The sequence below is a fragment of the Burkholderia orbicola genome (genome assembly GCF_900100915.1).
Lineage (GTDB): Bacteria > Pseudomonadota > Gammaproteobacteria > Burkholderiales > Burkholderiaceae > Burkholderia > Burkholderia orbicola.
This window is the reverse complement of sequence record NZ_FNKW01000001.1, coordinates 2,708,113-2,722,465: the sequence shown is the minus strand read 5'-3', so window position 1 is coordinate 2,722,465 and position 14,353 is coordinate 2,708,113. Positions and strand designations below refer to the sequence as shown.

General features: G+C 66.0%; 17 protein-coding genes. 11 read left to right on the top strand and 6 right to left on the bottom strand.

Annotation, left to right across the window (positions count from 1 at the left end):
* Positions 1 to 21: 21 nt before the first annotated feature.
* Positions 22 to 951, bottom strand: a complete 930-nt coding sequence (locus BLS50_RS13035) for a DMT family transporter (protein ID WP_053525447.1) — start codon at positions 949 to 951, stop codon at positions 22 to 24.
* Between the two features lie 212 nt (positions 952 to 1,163).
* On the opposite strand from BLS50_RS13035, the gene BLS50_RS13030 reads away from it, so the two are divergent.
* Entirely contained in the window at positions 1,164 to 1,598 is a 435-nt protein-coding gene (locus tag BLS50_RS13030; protein ID WP_074802376.1) for a DUF1841 family protein, read from the top strand.
* A 117-nt stretch (positions 1,599 to 1,715) separates the two neighbouring features.
* Here BLS50_RS13030 and BLS50_RS13025 read toward each other — a convergent pair whose 3' ends face one another.
* Together BLS50_RS13025 and BLS50_RS13020 are read right to left on the bottom strand one after the other, a co-directional pair.
* The gene (locus BLS50_RS13025) at positions 1,716 to 2,075 is read right to left on the bottom strand and encodes a c-type cytochrome (protein WP_006478193.1); all 360 of its coding nucleotides are present in this window, start codon (positions 2,073 to 2,075) and stop codon (positions 1,716 to 1,718) included.
* Positions 2,076 to 2,115: 40 nt separating this feature from the next.
* Entirely contained in the window at positions 2,116 to 2,475 is a 360-nt protein-coding gene (locus BLS50_RS13020; RefSeq protein WP_006478192.1) for a c-type cytochrome, read from the bottom strand.
* 244 nt (positions 2,476 to 2,719) lie between these two features.
* Here BLS50_RS13020 and BLS50_RS13015 point away from each other — a divergent pair, with 244 nt between their 5' ends.
* From BLS50_RS13015 to BLS50_RS12995, 5 genes are all read left to right on the top strand, one after another.
* On the top strand, positions 2,720 to 3,562 hold the full coding sequence (locus BLS50_RS13015; RefSeq protein ID WP_027806662.1) for an AAA family ATPase: 843 nt from the start codon (positions 2,720 to 2,722) through the stop codon (positions 3,560 to 3,562).
* A gap of 28 nt (positions 3,563 to 3,590) precedes the next feature.
* Positions 3,591 to 4,766, top strand: coding sequence for a vWA domain-containing protein (locus tag BLS50_RS13010; RefSeq protein ID WP_027813786.1), 1,176 nt, complete (start codon positions 3,591 to 3,593; stop codon positions 4,764 to 4,766).
* A gap of 55 nt (positions 4,767 to 4,821) precedes the next feature.
* On the top strand, positions 4,822 to 6,033 hold the full coding sequence (locus tag BLS50_RS13005; RefSeq protein WP_074802375.1) for a benzoate/H(+) symporter BenE family transporter: 1,212 nt from the start codon (positions 4,822 to 4,824) through the stop codon (positions 6,031 to 6,033).
* Between the two features lie 181 nt (positions 6,034 to 6,214).
* Positions 6,215 to 7,168: a transaldolase gene (gene tal / locus BLS50_RS13000; RefSeq protein WP_074802807.1), complete on the top strand. Its 954-nt coding sequence runs from the start codon at positions 6,215 to 6,217 to the stop codon at positions 7,166 to 7,168.
* Between the two features lie 240 nt (positions 7,169 to 7,408).
* Positions 7,409 to 7,864 (top strand): VOC family protein, encoded by a 456-nt coding sequence (locus tag BLS50_RS12995; RefSeq protein WP_011545874.1) that lies wholly within the window; start codon positions 7,409 to 7,411, stop codon positions 7,862 to 7,864.
* A gap of 98 nt (positions 7,865 to 7,962) precedes the next feature.
* Here the strand turns inward: BLS50_RS12995 and mctP are convergent, their stop codons facing one another.
* The 3 genes from mctP to BLS50_RS12980 form a co-directional block, all read right to left on the bottom strand.
* Positions 7,963 to 9,513, bottom strand: a complete 1,551-nt coding sequence (gene mctP, locus BLS50_RS12990; RefSeq protein WP_011545875.1) for a monocarboxylate uptake permease MctP — start codon at positions 9,511 to 9,513, stop codon at positions 7,963 to 7,965.
* Positions 9,510 to 9,752, bottom strand: a complete 243-nt coding sequence (locus BLS50_RS12985) for a DUF3311 domain-containing protein (protein ID WP_006478185.1) — start codon at positions 9,750 to 9,752, stop codon at positions 9,510 to 9,512. Before BLS50_RS12985 ends, mctP begins: the two co-directional genes overlap by 4 nt.
* A gap of 198 nt (positions 9,753 to 9,950) precedes the next feature.
* The gene (locus tag BLS50_RS12980; RefSeq protein ID WP_027813788.1) at positions 9,951 to 10,868 is read right to left on the bottom strand and encodes a class I SAM-dependent methyltransferase; all 918 of its coding nucleotides are present in this window, start codon (positions 10,866 to 10,868) and stop codon (positions 9,951 to 9,953) included.
* Between the two features lie 147 nt (positions 10,869 to 11,015).
* Here BLS50_RS12980 and BLS50_RS12975 point away from each other — a divergent pair, with 147 nt between their 5' ends.
* From BLS50_RS12975 to BLS50_RS12955, 5 genes are all read left to right on the top strand, one after another.
* Entirely contained in the window at positions 11,016 to 11,267 is a 252-nt protein-coding gene (locus tag BLS50_RS12975) for a hypothetical protein (protein WP_074802374.1), read from the top strand.
* 273 nt (positions 11,268 to 11,540) lie between these two features.
* Entirely contained in the window at positions 11,541 to 12,236 is a 696-nt protein-coding gene (locus BLS50_RS12970) for a P-loop NTPase family protein (RefSeq protein ID WP_011545877.1), read from the top strand.
* Positions 12,237 to 12,309: 73 nt separating this feature from the next.
* On the top strand, positions 12,310 to 13,113 hold the full coding sequence (locus BLS50_RS12965) for a hypothetical protein (protein ID WP_074802373.1): 804 nt from the start codon (positions 12,310 to 12,312) through the stop codon (positions 13,111 to 13,113).
* Between the two features lie 201 nt (positions 13,114 to 13,314).
* Complete coding sequence (locus BLS50_RS12960; RefSeq protein WP_074802372.1) at positions 13,315 to 13,908, top strand: nucleotidyltransferase domain-containing protein; 594 nt, start codon at positions 13,315 to 13,317, stop codon at positions 13,906 to 13,908.
* Positions 13,901 to 14,320, top strand: coding sequence for a hypothetical protein (locus tag BLS50_RS12955; protein WP_256333998.1), 420 nt, complete (start codon positions 13,901 to 13,903; stop codon positions 14,318 to 14,320). Before BLS50_RS12960 ends, BLS50_RS12955 begins: the two co-directional genes overlap by 8 nt.
* Positions 14,321 to 14,353: the final 33 nt, after the last annotated feature.

Sequence of the window (14,353 nt, the reverse complement as noted above, 5' to 3'; positions counted from 1 at the left end):
GACGCCCGCTCCCTTCCCCGCTTACGCGTTGGATGTCGCCGTCGCGTCGTCGGCGGCCGCGCCGCCCGCGCGCACGAGCGCCAGCACGGCCGCCAGAATCGCGACGCCGCCCGCCCACTGCAGCGGCGACAACGCTTCCCCGAACAGCAGCGCCGCGAGCGCGACCGTCACGACCGGTTCGAGCGTCGACAGCATCGACGTGCGCGCGGCCCCGAGCCGCTCGAGCCCGGCGAAGAACGCGAGCATGGCCGCAACCGTCGACACCAGCGCGATCGCGAGCATCGACGCCCAGCCGCCGGCCGTCGCGGGCCAGCGCGGCGGCGCGCCGAACGCCGCCGTTCGCACGACGGCGATCGCGACGAGCGTCGCGGTGGCCGACAGGCAGATGATCGCGGTGGTCGCGAGGGGATCGACGCCGCGCGTCGCCTTCGTGCCGCCGACGATATACAGCGAGTAGATCACCGCGGCGGCCAGCGCCAGCGCGATCCCGAGCGGCTCGCCGTGCCCGCCGCCGACCATCAGCGCCGAACCCGCGACGCACAGCACCAGCGCGACGGCCTTCGCCCGTGTCAGGCGCTCGCCGAGCCACCACGCGGCCAGCAGCGTGACGAACGCCGGGTACAGGTACAGCAGCAGCGCGACGAGGCTCGCCTGCGCGTGCTGCAGCGCGCTGAAATAGCAGAACGACTGCCCGACGTAGCCGAGCGCGCCCATCGCCACCAGCGGCGCGAGCGCCCGGCCGCGCGGCCAGGCGACGCGGCGGTGCCGTGCGATCGCCGCGAGCACCGCGCCGCCGATCGCGAAGCGCACGATCAGCAGCCCGAGCACGTCGACGCCGGCCGCATACGCATAGCGGCCGAAAATCGCCATCGCGCCGAACGCGGCGGCGGACAACGCGACGTAGAACGCGCCCTGCAGGGCGTCGGACGATGAGCGAACGGTGGCAGTCATGATGAAACGGGCGAACGGGGCGCCGTGACGGGAATCGTCGGAGTGTAGCGGCGCAGCGGCGCCGAGCCTACCCCGCGCTTACCCGTTGCGCGGCGGGCGGCCGCGCGATCCGCGCCGACCGCTCCCGGGGCCGGCGCCAGCGCCGTCCGTCGCGCCGGCGTACAATGCCCGACGCGGCATGACGCCGTCCGAATCACGACGTTTCCCCCACCATGTTCAATCCAAGCCGCGACGACGTGCGTCGCTTTTTCACCGAGACCTGGCGCAAGCAGCGCGCGGGCGAAATCCTCACGCCGCTGGAAGCGATCGCGGCCGACTGGATCGTCGAGCATCCCGAGTACCACGACGACCTGGCCGACGCCGACGGCGCGGAGGCGCGCAACTACACGCCCGAGGAAGGCCGCACCAACCCGTTCCTGCACCTGTCGATGCACCTCGCGATCAGCGAGCAGTTGTCGATCGACCAGCCGCCCGGCATCCGCGCCGCGCACGACAAGCTGGCCGCGAAGCTCGACTCGACCCACGACGCGCAGCACGCGATCATGGAATGTCTCGGCGAGACGATCTGGGAAGCGCAGCGCACCAACACGCCGCCCGATACCGACGCGTACCTGCAGCGCATCCTGCGCCGCGCGTCGCGCGACTGAGCGCGCAGGCCCGGCACATCCCGCCGCGCCGGGCTGCGGACAGCCGGGCCGCGGACAAAAAAATACCCCGCCGAGGCGGGGTATTCTTGCTGCGCGAGCCCGTGAGGCCCGTCGCGCTTACTTCTTGAACACGAGGTCGGTTTCCTTCAGCGATTCGATGTAGGACGCGATGTCCTTCATGTCGCTGACCGACAGGTTCTGTACCTGCGCCTGCATGATCGCGTTGTTGCGGCCGATCAGCGGGTTCGTCAGCCCCATCTGGTACTGGCGCATCGCCCACACGAGATAGTCGGCGTGCTGGCCGGCGAGGCGCGGGTACTCCGCGTTGATCGGCTTGTTCAGCTGCGCGCCGTGGCAGGCCGCGCAGTTGTGCGATTCGACCAGTTCCTTGCCCTTCGAGATGTCCGCGGCGTGCGCGGTACCGATCGCGAGGCCGGCCGCCAGTGCAACCGCCGCCGTCTTGAATGCGTTGTTCATGAATGCTCCTGTCCCGCCGGAGAGATCGGCGGCGCGCGCTTTACTTGTAGGGGTTGTCCTTCGTGTCGGCCTTCTGGGCGGCGTAGTACGCCGACAGATCCGCGATGTCCTGGTCGGTCAGCGAGCCGGCGATCGCATTCATCGACGGGAAGTGACGATCCTTCTTGCGGTAGGCCTTCAGCGCGTTCTCGAGGTATTGCTGGTTCTGGCCGCCGAGGACAGGCACCCGGTAGACCTCCGGGTACGCCGCGCGGTAGTCCTGGATGCCGTGGCAACCGATGCACATGGCGGCCTTGCTCGCCCCGTCCTTCGGGTTGCCGACCACACCGGCCGCCTGCGCGCTGCCCGCGAGCGCCACGAGCGCTGCGACAACGACGTGTTTGCCGACGAATTTGTTCATAGCTCTTGTAACCTAGCTTGAGGGGAAACTGGCGCCGAAGCGGCAACGGCCCGCGCCGTTTTGCTTGTCGGTCGCCACGCAGGCCAAAAAAAACGGCCAGATTGTACCGCGTCGGCGGGGAACGCGTCCATACGGCGCCCCGGTTCGCCCCGCCACAGCCCTGCAACGATACGCGGGCGCGGCCCGCCCGGACAGCCCTTCTGACTTATACTGGGTTTTTTCCCCGATGAAGAAGAGCGTCGCCATGCGTTTCGAAGGGTCCTCGCACTACGTCGCCACCGACGATCTGAAGCTCGCGGTCAATGCCGCGCTGACGCTGCAACGCCCGCTGCTGATCAAGGGCGAGCCCGGCACCGGCAAGACCATGCTGGCCGAGGAAGTGGCCGCCGCGCTCGACATGCCGCTGCTGCAGTGGCACATCAAGTCGACCACCAAGGCGCAGCAGGGCCTGTACGAATACGACGCCGTGTCGCGGCTGCGCGATTCGCAGCTGGGCGACGAGCGCGTGAAGGACATCGCGAACTACATCGTCAAGGGCGTGCTGTGGCAGGCGTTCGACGCCGAGCAGCCGAGCGTGCTGCTGATCGACGAGATCGACAAGGCCGACATCGAATTCCCGAACGACCTGCTGCGCGAGCTCGACCGGATGGAGTTCCACGTGTACGAGACGCGCGAGACGGTCCGCGCGAAGCACCGCCCGCTCGTCATCATCACGTCGAACAACGAGAAGGAGCTGCCCGACGCATTCCTGCGCCGCTGCTTCTTCCACTACATCCAGTTTCCCGACCCGTCGACGATGCAGAAGATCGTCGCGGTGCACTTCCCCGACATCCGCGAGGAACTGCTGCGCGCGGCGCTCGAGAGTTTCTTCGAATTGCGCGGCGTGTCGGGCCTGAAGAAGAAGCCGTCGACGTCCGAGCTGCTCGACTGGCTGAAGCTGCTGCTCGCCGAGAACATCCCGGCCGACGCGCTGCGCGGCGCGGACGCGAAGCAGATCGTGCCGCCGCTCGCCGGCGCGCTGCTGAAGAACGAGCAGGATCTGAGCCTGCTCGAGCGGCTCGTCTACATGAACCGGCACAACCGGTAATCCTCCCTCACCCCGCGAAGGCCCGGCCATGCTGCTCAATTTCTTCTACGCGCTGCGCGCAGCCAAGCTGCCCGTCTCGGTGAAGGAATACCTGACGCTGCTCGAATCGCTGAAGGCCGGTCTGATCTCGCCGTCGATCGACGCGTTCTACTTCCTCGCGCGGATGACGCTCGTCAAGGACGAGCAGTACTTCGACAAGTTCGACCAGGCGTTCGGTGCGTATTTCCATGGCGTGTCCGCGCTGCCGTCCGAGGCGTTCGACATCCCGCTCGACTGGCTCGAGAAGCGCCTCGAGCGCGAGCTGTCGCCGGAAGAGAAGGCGCAGATCGACGCGATGGGCGGGCTCGACAAGCTGATGGAGCGTTTGAAGGCGCTGCTCGACGAGCAGAAGGAACGCCACGAAGGCGGCAACAAATGGATCGGCACGGGCGGCACGTCGCCGTTCGGGCACGGCGGCTACAACCCGGAAGGCGTGCGCATCGGCGGCCCGTCGAACGGCAACCGCACCGCGGTGAAGGTGTGGGAAGCACGCGCGTACCGCGACTACGACGATTCGGTCGAGATCGGCACGCGCAACATCAAGGTCGCGTTGCGGCGGCTGCGCCGCTTCGCGCGCGAAGGCGCCGCCGAGGAGCTCGACCTGCCCGGCACGATCCGCAGCACGGCCGCGAACGCGGGCTGGCTCGACCTGCGGATGGTGCCCGAGCGCCACAACAACGTGAAGGTGCTGATGCTGCTGGACGTCGGCGGCTCGATGGACGACCACATCAAGCGCACCGAAGAGCTGTTCTCGGCCGCGAAGGCCGAATTCAAGCACCTCGAATTCTTCTACTTCCACAACTGCGTGTACGACCACCTGTGGAAGAACAACCGCCGCCGCCACGCGGAACGCACCGCGACGTGGGACGTGCTGCACAAGTTCACGCCCGACTACAAGCTGATCTTCGTCGGCGACGCGACGATGAGCCCGTACGAAGTGCTGCAGCCCGGCGGCTCGGTCGAATACAACAACCCGGAAGCCGGCGCCGTGTGGCTGCGCCGTCTCGCCGACCAGTTTCCGCATCATGCATGGCTGAACCCCGAGCCCGAGCGACTATGGGAGTACCGGCAGTCGGTCGCGGTCATCCGCGACCTGCTCGGCCATCGCATGTATCCGCTCACGCTCGCGGGCCTCGAAACCGCGATGCGCGCACTCAGCAAGTAACGACACCCACTCGCAGATATACAGGCCGCATCCGAGCGGCCGCCCCGGAGAGAGCATGAACCCTTCGTCCACCGCGAGTGCCGGCCGCGCCGGCGGCCGCCGCTTTTTCGCCGATACGTCCGTGTCCGCGCTCGTCGCCGGCTTCGTCGCGATGATGACCGGCTACACGAGTTCGCTCGTGCTGATGTTCCAGGCCGGCCGCGCCGCCCACCTCACCGATGCGCAGATCTCGTCGTGGATCTGGGCGCTGTCGATCGGCATGGCGGTGACGACGATCGGCCTGTCGCTGCGCTACCGCGCGCCCGTCGTGGTCGCGTGGTCGACGCCCGGCGCCGCGCTGCTGATCGCGTCGTTGCCCGGCGTGCCCTACCCCGAGGCGATCGGCGCGTTCGTCGTGTGCGCGCTGCTGCTGACGGCCGTCGGCGTGAGCGGGCTGTTCGACACGCTGATGAAGCGCATTCCGGCCGGCATCGCGGCCGCGCTGCTCGCGGGCATCCTGTTCGAGATCGGCATCGAGATCTTCCGCGCCGCGCAGTTCCAGACCGCGCTGGTGCTCGCGATGTTCTTCACCTACCTGATCGTGAAGCGCCTCGCGCCGCGCTATGCGATCGTGACGACGCTGATCGTCGGCACAGTGGTAGCCGGCGGCCTCGGCCTGCTCGATTTCAGCCGCTTCCACATCGCGCTCGCGCAACCCGTGTTCACGATGCCCGCGTTCTCGATCGCGTCGATCGTCAGCATCGGCATTCCGCTGTTCGTCGTCGCGATGGCGTCACAGAACGTGCCGGGCATCGCGGTGCTGCGCGCGGACGGCTACCCGACGCCGTCGTCGCCGCTGATCGCGACGACCGGCCTCGCGTCGCTGCTGCTCGCGCCGTTCGGCTCGCACGGCGTGAACCTCGCGGCGATCACGGCCGCGATCTGCACCGGCCCCGAAGCGCACGAGGACCACGCGAAGCGCTACACGGCCGCCGTGTGGTGCGGCACGTTCTACCTGGTCGCCGGCGTCTTCGGCGCGACGATCGCCGCGTTGTTCGCGGCGCTGCCGAAAGCGCTCGTCGTGTCGGTCGCGGCGCTCGCGCTGTTCGGCTCGATCATGAGCGGCCTCGCGAACGCAATGCAGGACGTGAAGCAGCGCGAAGCGGCGCTCGTCACGTTCATGGTGACCGCGTCGGGCCTCACGCTGCTGTCGATCGGCTCGGCATTCTGGGGGCTCGTCGCCGGGGTCGTCACGCAGGTGATCCTGAACGCGCGGCGCCCCGGGTGACGCGGCTCGGCCGCCTGCCGCGGCGCGCGCCGCCGCGCCCGCCCGGCACGCCAAAACGTGCGCGACACGAATCGGGCCTAAAATGATGGATCGGAAGCGGCGTCCGGCGCCGCTTCGCTTCGCCGCCGCGCTCGCGCGGCCCGTGAGAACCCGGCGCCCCGCGCTCTTCTTCCGAATCGCCATGACTACCGCACTCGACCAGTTGAAGCAGTACACGACCGTCGTCGCCGACACGGGCGACTTCCAGCAGCTTGCGCAATACAAGCCGCAGGACGCGACCACGAACCCGTCGCTGATCCTGAAGGCTGTCCAGAAGGAGGCGTACAAGCCGATCCTCGAGAAAACCGTCCGCGATCATCGCAACGAAAGCACCGATTTCATCATCGACCGCCTGCTGATCGCATTCGGCACCGAAATCCTGAAGCTGATCCCGGGCCGCGTATCGACCGAGGTCGACGCGCGCCTGTCGTTCGATACGCAGCGCTCGATCGACAAGGGCCGCGAGCTCATCAAGCTGTACGAAGCAGCCGGCGTCGGCCGCGAGCGCATCCTGATCAAGCTCGCGTCGACGTGGGAAGGCATCCGCGCGGCCGAGGTGCTGCAGAAGGAAGGGATCAAGTGCAACATGACCCTGCTTTTCTCGCTCGTGCAGGCCGCCGCGTGCGCGGAAGCCGGCGCGCAGCTGATCTCGCCGTTCGTCGGCCGCATCTACGACTGGTACAAGAAGCAGGCCGGCGCCGAATGGAATGAAACGCGCGACGGCGGCGCGAACGATCCGGGCGTGCAATCGGTGCGCCGCATCTACACGTACTACAAGACGTTCGGCTACAAGACCGAAGTGATGGGCGCGAGCTTCCGCACGACCAGCCAGATCACCGAGCTCGCCGGCTGCGACCTGCTGACGATCAGTCCCGATTTGCTGCAGAAGCTGCAGGAGAGCAACGAGACGGTCGCCCGCAAGCTGTCGCCGGAAACGCTGCAGGACAAGCCGGCCGAGCGCGTCGCGATCGACGAGGCGTCGTTCCGCTTCCAGCTGAACGACGAAGCGATGGCCACCGAAAAGCTCGCCGAAGGCATCCGTGTGTTCGCCGCCGACGCGGTGAAACTCGAGAAGCTGATCGACGCGCTGCGCTGAGCCGCACTGCGCGTCAGCGGCTGTCAGCAAGACTGACAACAGCCGTCAGCAAGCGCTGCAAACGGTCGCGAACATGATGTTCGCGGCCGTTTTTATTTTTCATTCCATCGTCAAGCGCGCGCACTACAATCCACGTCACGGGTGCGACGGCCGCCTCCCGATGCGCCCTTTCCCCAGTCAATCTTGCACGACGCCACGCCGGCGCCGACGCGCCGGCACGGCTCATTCCAGGAGACAACGATGCAAGTTCAACCGTACCTGACGTTCTACGGTCGTGCCGACGAAGCCCTTCAGTTCTACGAAAAGGCACTCGGCGCGAAGACGATGTTCAAGATGCACTTCAAGGACGCCCCGCCGAATCCCGATTACCCGATGTCGCCGGAGATGAGCGACAAGGTGATGCACGCGAGCTTCACGATCGGCGACTCGATGATCATGTGCTCGGACGGCGATTGCAGCCAGCCGGCGGGCGCCGCGCACGCCGGCTATTCGCTGTCGCTGAACCCGGCGACGGTCGAGGAAGGCCAGAAGCTGTTCGATGCGCTCGCCGACGGCGGCGAAGTGACGATGCCGTTCGGCAAGACGTTCTGGGCGCTCGGCTTCGGGATGGCGAAGGATCGCTTCGGCGTGCACTGGATGGTCAACGTCGAGGATCTGTCGCAGCGCGAGGAGCTCGCGAAACGCGCGCAGGGCTGACGCAAAGGAAACGCCCGCCACCTTGCGGTGGCGGGCGTTTTCGTTGCCGGGCAGCCGGCAATGCGTCGTGCGCGGCACGCGGCCGCGCACGGCCCGTATCAGCTCTCGACGACGTCGAGATAATCCTCCGGCCGCGTGCGATCCTCCGCATGCGCCATGCCGATCACGCGCACCAGCACGCTCACGACCACCGATACCACCAGGTTCACGATCAGCGACCACACGGCCGCGTAGCCGGGAATTGCGAGGCCGAACAGGTGGATCGTGAAGATCGAACTCGCCAGCTTCAGCGAGACCGCCATCCACGTGCCGCAGATGATGCCGGCCGCCCAGCCGGCCAGCAAGCCGCGATGGTCGAGCACGCGCGTGTACAGGCCGAGCACGATCGCCGGCAGCGTCTGGATGATCCAGATCCCGCCGAGCAGCTGCAGCTGGATCGCGTAGGTCAGCGGCAGCCCGAGGATGAACGCGACCGCGCCGACCTTCACGATCAGCGACACGAGCTTCGCGACGTGCGTCTCCTGGTCGTGCGACATGTTGCGGTTCACGAACTCGCGGTGGATGTTGCGCGTGTACAGGTTCGCGGCGGCGATCGACATGATCGCCGCCGGCACCAGTGCACCGATGCCGATCGCCGCGAACGCGACGCCGACGAACCACGACGGGAAGTACTCGAGGAACAGTGCGGGCACCGCGAAGTTCGGGCCGAACGCCTTGAAGTACGGCGCGTACTGCGGCATGTCCTTCACGCCGGAGGCGAGCGCCATGTAGCCGAGCAGCGCGAGCAGGCCGAGCACGAACGAGTACGCGGGCAGCATCGCCATGTTGCGGCGGATCGAGTTGCCCGACGACGACGACAGGATCGCCGTGACCGAGTGCGGATACAGGAACAGCGCGAGCGCCGAGCCGATCGCGAGCGTCGCGTACGCGCTGTAGCCGTTCAGGCTCATCGCGTCGGGCGCCTTCAGCAGCAGCTTCGCGGGCGGCACGGCGGAGAAGATGTGCCCGAAGCCGCCGAGCTTCGCGGGGATCACGATGACCGCGGCGGCGATCGTGACGTAGATCAGCACGTCCTTCACGATCGCGATCATCGCGGGGGCGCGCAGCCCCGACGTGTACGTGTAGGCGGCGAGGATCGCGAACGCGATGATCAGCGGCAGGTCGCCGACGAAGCCGGTCGTGTCGAAGCCGAGCGCGCCGATCACCACCTCGATGCCGACGAGCTGCAGCGCGATGTACGGCATCGTCGCGACGATGCCCGTCACCGCGATCGCCAGCGCGAGCATCCGGCTGCCGTAGCGCGCGTTGACGAAGTCGGCGGCCGTCACGTAGCCGTGCCGCTTCGCGATGCTCCACAGTTTCGGGAACACGACGAACGCGAACGGATAGATCAGGATCGTGTACGGCAGCGCGAAGAAGCCCATCGCGCCGGCGCCGAACACGAGCGCGGGCACCGCGACGAACGTGTAGGCCGTGTAGAGGTCACCGCCGAGCAGAAACCACGTGACGATCGTGCCGAAGCGGCGTCCGCCGAGGCCCCATTCGTCGAGATGGGCGAGATCGCCACGCCGCCAGTTCGCGGCCAGGAAACCGATGATCGTGACGCCGATGAACAGCAGGACGAAGACGAAGGTCGCGCCGAGATTCATTGCGCACCTCCTTGCGTACCGCTCGCCTTCCACGCGTTCTTGGTCTTGAAGTACACGAACGCGGTGATCACCGCGCTGATGAAGACCCAGAGCAACTGGTACCAGTAGAAAAACGGAAAACCGAACCATTGCGGTTCGATCTTGCTGTACGACGGCACCCAGACCATCGCGATCAACGGCAGTACCAGCAGCCAGAGCCAGCGCTTCGCGGCCCGGTTGGCGTCGGCATCGTGAGCCATGACGTCTCCTCTTCTATCCCGGTTATCGATCTTGTTGAGCGGGTACGGCACCGAGAGGAGCGGCGAAACGGGTAGGCTGCGGCTCCCCTGGCTTCGCGCCAGTATAGGAGCCGCGAGTACGCGGTCAAGCAGGGGCGAACCCGAGGTGATCCGCCCCTTGTCACTGGGATGCGCCGGCCTGCGCCGGCGCATCCGGCGTCAGATCGAGAACGCGGTATCGCGTGCGCCGTCCGTTGCTTTCAAAGCTTTCACCCACTTGCGCGCGGGCAGCTTGAGCGTGTCCTCGATCAGCTTCGCGCGGGCGTCGAGCTGGGCGAACGGCACGTCGAGCGCGGGGCCCGAGAACGCGATCGCGATGCGGTTGCCGTCGTGCACTTCGGGCAGCGCGATCACGCGGTGGTCGAACGCCGCATTCAGGTGCTTCATGTTGCGCACGAAGCTCGGATGATCGCCGAACAGGTTGATCGTCGCGATGCCGGCATCGGCGAGGCAGCCGCGCACCGCGCGGTAGAACGCGACGCTGTCGAGCACGGGGCCGCGCGCGGTCGCGTCGTACAGGTCGATCTGGATCGCGCCCGCCGTGCCGCGGTTGGCCGGGTCGTTGACGAAGTCCCACGCGTCGGCTTCGTGCACGGCGAGGCGCACGTCGTCGGGCGGTAGCGCGAACATCGTGCGCGCGGCGACGATCACCGCCGGGTTCAGCTCGACGGCCTCGACCTTCGCGTGCGGCAGGAAACGATGCGAGAACTTGGTCAGCGCGCCGGTGCCGAGCCCGAGCTGGACGATCCGTTCCGGCGTTTCGAGAAACAGCAGCCAGGCCATCATCTGCTGCGCGTATTCGAGCTCGATATGCAGCGGCTTCGAGATCCGCATCGCGCCCTGCACCCACTCGGTACCGAAGTGCAGGAAGCGCACGCCGCCTTCTTCGGAGAACGTCACGGGCGCGAAACGCGGCTTGCGCGGCGCTTCGAGTACCGGCACGTCGTCGTGTTCGTCGATGTCCGGGCGGCGCTTCACGCGCGGCGGCTGGAGTTTTTCGGAGCCGTTGTAGGCGGACGGCTTGCGTTGCTTGAACGCGCGTGCCTCGGCGGACGCACGCTTGATCAGTCGGGTCATGATGGTTGAATCTCGCTGGGTGACGCTGGATGAGCGGACGAGAGGATAGCATTGGTGGGAGGCGGAGGCCGCCGACGCGTGCCCCGCCACGCGTGACGTCGAATCCCGTCGGCGCTACGCTGCATTCGCGGACCCACAGGAGAGCGCATGACCTCGCACGACAAGAAGATCTGGTTTCCGGCGAAGCGCTACGGCTGGGGATGGGGATTGCCGGTCGCGTGGCAGGGCTGGGTCGTGCTGCTGTTCGCGATCGGCGTCATCACGAGTGCATGGCTCGTGCCGCCGCATCGGTCGCCGGTGGCGTACGGGGCATGCCTCGTGGTGCTGGTCGCGCTGCTGACTGCGGTGTGCTGGCTCAAGGGCGAGAAGCCCCGGTGGCGATGGGGCAACGACGATTGAGCGTCGACGCGATACGCGAGCCCATGCGTTTTTGCTGCCTGACGACCGCGCGTCGTACGGCAGTGCATGCAACGTCGGCTCGCCGCGCACCGTGCCCGGCAGCCGCCGGAACGGGTCGCCATTTTGTTCAGTTTGACACCGGCGTTGGCCAGACAGCATGCTGGTGCCGCGCACGCATTTTCTTTCGACGGGACCGGTTGCGCCGTAACGTCATCGAAGCCTGCCAATATCCGCTCTGGCCATACCTGCTCCATCACACGGGATTTCGTAAGCATGAGTCACATCCACTTCATTGGCGGGGAAAAGGGCGGCGTCGGCAAATCGCTCGCAGCCCGCGTGCTGGCCCAGTATTTCATCGATCGGAGCATGCCCTTCGTGGGCTTCGATACCGACCGATCGCACGGCGCGCTCCTGCGGTTCTATGCCGATTTTGCCGCGCCTGCCGTGCTCGACCAGCATGACAGCCTCGATCCGGTCATGGAATCGGCGCTCGAAGATCCGCAACGGCGCATACTGGTCGACCTCGCGGCCCAGACGCGGCAGTCGCTCGCCAAGTGGCTCGACGATTCCGACGTAGTCGACTTCGCCGAGGAACACGGCCTAACGCTGACGTGGTGGCACGTGATGGACACTGGACGCGATTCGGTCGATCTGCTGCGGCAATGGCTCGACGAATTCGGCGGACGAATCAAGCTGGTGCTGGTGCTGAATGAAGTCCGCGGCGATCGCTTCGAGATTCTGGAGGCCTCCGGCGAACGCGAGCGGGCCGAAGCCCTCGGCGCCAGCGTGATTACGCTGCGCCGCCTGCCCGATACGACGATGCAGAAGATCGATCGACAAAGCGCGAGCTTCTGGGCGGCGGTCAATCATCCCGACCGCGCCGCCACGGGGCTCGGCTTGCTGGAGCGGCAGCGCGTCAAGGTCTGGCTGCATCGTACTTACGAGGAGCTGGGCACGCTCGCCCTGTAGCACGGGCCCGTGACGGCACGGAGTGTGCGGCGGGTTGCCCGCGTGGCTCATACCGGGAAAACTTGGAGGTTCGATGGCCGAGCACGACAGACTGCATCCACTCCGTCCGTTCCTGAAAAACTGGGTCTGGGAGCACGGTCGAATCGGGACGCGCTATCTGGACTGCGTGGATGGCGAAATCAAGTTCGACGAAGGCAAGAAATCGCATTTCGCCGCCGAGCAATATACCTACGTGCCGCTGGGCAAGAACGCTGAGGACGACACGTCCGCGGAGGGTCCCGCGATCCACGATGCCGGACTTGCCCGCTTTTTGCGGGCGGCTCAATTGGGCACGCCCGGGGAAGCCGGTTCCGTGGCGGAGGTTCAGCGCGCCGTGCAGGATTGCGTGGAGATCGGCCTGTTCAGCGCGTATCAACGGGAGGCTCGCCAGGCATGGGCCCGCTACGCGCAGGAACCGATGTTCGAGGACGAGATCCGCGCGGCGGTCGTCGACGACATCCGGCGAATTTACGTCGGCATGCGAGAACAGCTGGCGCTGTACGATTTCAGTGTGCTCTACGGCTTGCCCACGCCGCTGCTGATCAGCGACACACCGTTCATCGACTGGCGCGTGATCGCCAGTCCGGCACTGCCGTTCGTCTCGCTTCCGCTGGGACCTTATTGCCTGCTGGTAGGCGCGCCATCGGGCAGAAGTAGCCGAATCGGCCCGGTGGTCTGGAAGGCCGCTGCCGCGCTGGGGCCGTTGAAGGACCACAACCGCCGGATCGAGGAGCATGCACGTCTGTGGCTGGTGGCGACCACCGATGATCAACTCGTGGCGGCACAAAGCCGCATCGTCTCGGCCGCGGGCGCTAGGCAAGGCGAGGCAAAGCCTTGACCGGTAGCGTCGAGTGGCGGCGCGATCGCATCAGGTCCGGTTTGTCCTGTTGCCGCTCCCGCCCCTGCGACCGCTCGCCGTGGCCATCACCAACGTCTTGCGATATCCCCGCTATCTAGATCCGCCGAACGGTCGCTCATCGAGCTTAAATTTGGCTCGATCGTGCTAAATTTTGGCTCGATCGTGCTAATATCACGGCTTATGACAAAGCTCGGCGACGCCCTCTTTTCCAGCGCACAGCAACCCATTCTGGCCTGCCTGTTTGGGCAGCCCGAACAGTGGTTTCACGTCAAAGAGTTGATCCGGCTGACCAGTCTCGGTAGTGCCAGCGTCCAGCGAGAACTGAATCGTCTCGAAAAAGGTGGCCTCATCGAAACTCGACGCATCGCCAATCTCAAACAGGTGCGAGCGTTTGCCGGCAGCCCCATTTTCAGTGAGCTGCGTCTCATCGTCCTCAAAACCTTCGGGGTCGTCGAGGTGCTCCGCGAAGCGCTGTCACCGCTGACCTCAGAGATACAACTCGCCTTTGTATACGGTTCGGTTGCCCAAGGCAGCGACCACGCCGGTAGCGACGTCGATGTCATGTTGGTCAGTGAGACGCTCAGCTATGGACAAATCATGGCCGCACTCGAATCGGCTGAAAGACAGCTCGGCCGCTCGGTCCAGATCACACAATATACTCACGAGGAATTTCTCGAACGGAAACGCAAAAGTCATCCGTTCCTCGCGGAAGTGCTGCGCCAACCGAAGCTGATGATTATCGGAACCGAGGACGACATTGACCGCATTGGATAACCTCGTACGCATCGGAAAACTCAAACCCCTTCCGGCGAACCGCGGCGAATTCGAGCATCTGCTCGGCCTCGCTCGAACCTTGCTCGATACCGTCACAAGCAGTAACGGAATGGCGACGGAGAGCCAGTTCATCCTCGCCTACGATGCCGCTCACGCCGCGTCACGTGCTGCGTTACGGGCTCACGGATACCGGAGCGACGACCGATATCTGGTCTTTCAGTGTCTCGAACACACGATCGGCTGGCCGACCGAAAAATGGCGCGTGCTCGACACCTGCCATCGCAGGCGCAATGCGGCCGAATACGAGGGCAACATAGATCTTCCAGCGAGTCTGACCGCCGAGTTGGTTCGGCTCACTGCTGAACTCATTGAAACCGTATCTCTACTCGACCGCCTGCTGCCGTCCACCTGATACTGCTTCGCGGGATACTCTGAATCCAACGAG

What these genes read in the sequence shown, in the direction of transcription:
- BLS50_RS13035 (WP_053525447.1), bottom strand. Translation starts at nt 951, where the DNA reads ATGACTGCCACCGTTCGCTCATCGTCCGACGCCCTGCAGGGCGCGTTC.
- BLS50_RS13030 (WP_074802376.1), top strand. Translation starts at nt 1,164, where the DNA reads ATGTTCAATCCAAGCCGCGACGACGTGCGTCGCTTTTTCACCGAGACC.
- BLS50_RS13025 (WP_006478193.1), bottom strand. Translation starts at nt 2,075, where the DNA reads ATGAACAACGCATTCAAGACGGCGGCGGTTGCACTGGCGGCCGGCCTC.
- BLS50_RS13020 (WP_006478192.1), bottom strand. Translation starts at nt 2,475, where the DNA reads ATGAACAAATTCGTCGGCAAACACGTCGTTGTCGCAGCGCTCGTGGCG.
- BLS50_RS13015 (WP_027806662.1), top strand. Translation starts at nt 2,720, where the DNA reads ATGCGTTTCGAAGGGTCCTCGCACTACGTCGCCACCGACGATCTGAAG.
- BLS50_RS13010 (WP_027813786.1), top strand. Translation starts at nt 3,591, where the DNA reads ATGCTGCTCAATTTCTTCTACGCGCTGCGCGCAGCCAAGCTGCCCGTC.
- BLS50_RS13005 (WP_074802375.1), top strand. Translation starts at nt 4,822, where the DNA reads ATGAACCCTTCGTCCACCGCGAGTGCCGGCCGCGCCGGCGGCCGCCGC.
- tal (WP_074802807.1), top strand. Translation starts at nt 6,215, where the DNA reads ATGACTACCGCACTCGACCAGTTGAAGCAGTACACGACCGTCGTCGCC.
- BLS50_RS12995 (WP_011545874.1), top strand. Translation starts at nt 7,409, where the DNA reads ATGCAAGTTCAACCGTACCTGACGTTCTACGGTCGTGCCGACGAAGCC.
- mctP (WP_011545875.1), bottom strand. Translation starts at nt 9,513, where the DNA reads ATGAATCTCGGCGCGACCTTCGTCTTCGTCCTGCTGTTCATCGGCGTC.
- BLS50_RS12985 (WP_006478185.1), bottom strand. Translation starts at nt 9,752, where the DNA reads ATGGCTCACGATGCCGACGCCAACCGGGCCGCGAAGCGCTGGCTCTGG.
- BLS50_RS12980 (WP_027813788.1), bottom strand. Translation starts at nt 10,868, where the DNA reads ATGACCCGACTGATCAAGCGTGCGTCCGCCGAGGCACGCGCGTTCAAG.
- BLS50_RS12975 (WP_074802374.1), top strand. Translation starts at nt 11,016, where the DNA reads ATGACCTCGCACGACAAGAAGATCTGGTTTCCGGCGAAGCGCTACGGC.
- BLS50_RS12970 (WP_011545877.1), top strand. Translation starts at nt 11,541, where the DNA reads ATGAGTCACATCCACTTCATTGGCGGGGAAAAGGGCGGCGTCGGCAAA.
- BLS50_RS12965 (WP_074802373.1), top strand. Translation starts at nt 12,310, where the DNA reads ATGGCCGAGCACGACAGACTGCATCCACTCCGTCCGTTCCTGAAAAAC.
- BLS50_RS12960 (WP_074802372.1), top strand. Translation starts at nt 13,315, where the DNA reads ATGACAAAGCTCGGCGACGCCCTCTTTTCCAGCGCACAGCAACCCATT.